The sequence below is a fragment of the Micromonospora parastrephiae genome (genome assembly GCF_016802865.1).
Taxonomy (GTDB): domain Bacteria; phylum Actinomycetota; class Actinomycetes; order Mycobacteriales; family Micromonosporaceae; genus Micromonospora; species Micromonospora parastrephiae.
This window is the reverse complement of sequence record NZ_JAEVHM010000360.1, coordinates 1-2,590: the sequence shown is the minus strand read 5'-3', so window position 1 is coordinate 2,590 and position 2,590 is coordinate 1. Positions and strand designations below refer to the sequence as shown.

Annotated in this window: 1 protein-coding gene and 1 pseudogene; both read right to left on the bottom strand. The window is 77.5% G+C overall.

What is annotated here, in order from left to right:
- Positions 1 to 2,029 (bottom strand): hypothetical protein (locus tag JNW91_RS30955; protein ID WP_203178998.1); only part of this gene is annotated, 2,029 nt, incomplete at its 3' end.
- Positions 2,029 to 2,522, bottom strand: a pseudogene (locus JNW91_RS30950) (glycosyltransferase); the annotation flags it as partial. The pseudogene JNW91_RS30950 and the gene JNW91_RS30955, both read right to left, overlap by 1 nt.
- Between the last annotated feature and the right edge of the window lie 68 nt (positions 2,523 to 2,590).

The following is a 2,590-nucleotide window of genomic DNA, read 5'->3' as shown; positions in this document are numbered from 1 at the left end:
GCGCGGCGGCGGCGCCGGCGACGTCCAGCGCCGCGCCGTCGAGCACCCCACCGAGCACCGCGGCGACCGCCGTGCCGGCCAGCGCGGCCCGGACCGCCGGATAGATCCCGAACAGCCGCATCAGCCCGCCCCACGGCTGCAACAGCGCGAACCACACCAGCAGCCCACCGGCCAACGCCAGCACGGTCAGCGGACTGTTGACCAGCGTCTCGAAGTTCTCCGTGCTCGACCGGTGCACGGTGAACCCGCCGGTGCCGTCGCCGACGGCGGACAGGAACCGACCCAGGCTGCCCCGCTCCGCCGGCGGACGACGCAGGTCCACCACGGCGAAGCCGACACCGACCGCCAGGGCTGCCATGGTCGCCCACGCCAACCTGCTGATCGTCAGCCAGCCGCCGACGCTGATCACCGCGGCCACGCTCAGCCCGGCGGTGAGCGCGATCGCCCCGACCGGATCGGCGCCCAGGTACGGGCTGCCGACGACCACCACGGCGAGGCCCCCCACGGCCACCACCACCGCGGGCCGCCAGCCCCGGGGCACCCGCTGGGCGAGCCAGCCCCCGCTGAGCAGCGCCCCGGCGAGGAGCACGCCCAACCCGACGGTGCTCAGGCCGGAGTACCGGCCACCCTGCAGGGCCGAATAACCCACCACGCCGTTGAGTTGCAGCCGCGCCCCGGTGAGCACGTCCAGCCCCACGACGAGCGTGGTGAGGCCGGCCACCGCGCCGAGAGGGCCGAGGGTGCCCGCGTACCCGGGGGCGAAACGGACCGCCGCCGTACCCGCCGCCACCAGCAGCGCGGTCACCCCCGCGAAGATCCAGCCGGGATGCTCGCCCCGCCACCAGGGCACCGCGTCGGCGAGCAGCGCCGCCGGCACCGTCAACGCCGCCGCCACCAGCAGCACCTCGAACCCCGCCACGAGCCGCGCGGGCGCCGGCGTCGGTCCGGTCGGTCCGGCGTGCGGCCGCGCCCGCCGCAGCAGCGGCAGCACCGCCAGGGCCAGCAGCACCTGCACCACGGCGAGCACGGTGAAGAACTTGCCGGAGACGGTCCGCTGGGCGGCCGCCTCCCGGTCGGCGTCCGCCGGCGCGTTGATCGCGTCGGCCAGGTCGGCCGGGCGGCCACCCGCGCTGACCGCCGGCCGGCCGAGGAAGAGGCGCTCCGGCATCGGCCGACCCAGCGCGGCCAGCGCGGTCGGCGCGAGGTCGACGAGTTGCAGGTACCCGTCGCGGGCGGTGCTGGCCGACGTGAGCCATCCCCGTTCCCAGCCCGGCCCGTCGGCGACCACCACGTGCAGCCGCGACGGCGCAGCGGTGTCGGAGATCCCGGCGACCAGCACCAGCGACCGCGGCGGCCGGGCGGCCACCACCCGGGCGAGCTGGGCGTCCGCCGCGCGGGCCTCCTCGGCGCGCGTCGCCGGATCGGTCCCCTCGATCGTGCCGAGGTCGACGATGCTCAGCACGCACGAGCCGAGCAGCACGCGCGGATCCTCCGGCAGCGCCGAGGCGTACCGGTCGACCCGGCCGAACGGTCGCGCGGCGGCCACGGCCGCGCCCGGACCCACCGCGACCGAACAGCGCACCGACTCCGACAGCGACCCGGGCACCGTGTTCCACGGCAGCCGCTGCTGGTTGTACTGGACCACGCTCTCCTGGTCGGGCAGGTTCGCGCCGATGCCGTCCGGCTGCTCCACGGCCACCCCGGCCGCCGGGCAGCCACCGTCGGGCCGGCTGCCGTTCCACGCGGCGAAGCTGCCCGCGCCGAGCGTCAGCCACCCGTCCACCGGGCAGGTGGGCCGGTGCGCGGACCGCACCGACAGCGACCCGATCGACCCCTCCTGGGCCATCCGCCACAGCGTCGGGGTGCGCTGCGGATCCACGTCCTCCCAGCGCAGGCCGGCGACCCCGGCGAGGACCACGAAGTCGGCGGTGCGCTGCGGGACGCCCTGCGGCGGCCGGACGGCCAGCGCGGCGACGCCCAACGCCACCACGAGCACCGTCAACACGGCGGGCGCGAGTCGACGCAACATCAGCGGTGTCCCGTTCTCGGTGCCCGGGGGTCCGGGGCCGTCGGACCGGTGGGGGCCGCGGTCAGCTCGGCGTAGAGCGCGGTCAGCGCGGCCACGGTGTCCGCCTCGGTGGGCCACGTCACCGCCCGCTCGGCGCCGCGCCGGCCCAGCTCGGCCCGGGCCGCCGGATCGTCGAGCAGGGCGCGCACCGCCGCGTCGAGGGCGTCCACGTCACCGGCGGGAACCAGCGCCGCGGCGTCGCCGACCAGCTCCGGCAGCCCGCCGACGGCGGTGGCCACCAGGGGTACGCCGGCGCGCAGCGCTCCTGCGCGAAGAGTTGCCGGGCCTCCCAGTCGCTGCTCACGACCGCCAGGTCGGCGCCGGCGAGCAGGTCCGCCACGTCGGTACGGTGCCCCAGCAGGGTCACCGGCGCGCGGGCCGCGGACGTCCGGGCGGCCAACGGCAGGTACGCCGGGCCGCTGCCGGCGGTGGCCACCAGGGGTACGCCGGCGCGCAGCGCTCCTGCGCGAAGAGTTGCCGGGCCTCCCAGTCGCTGCTCACGACCGCCAGGTCGGCGCCGGC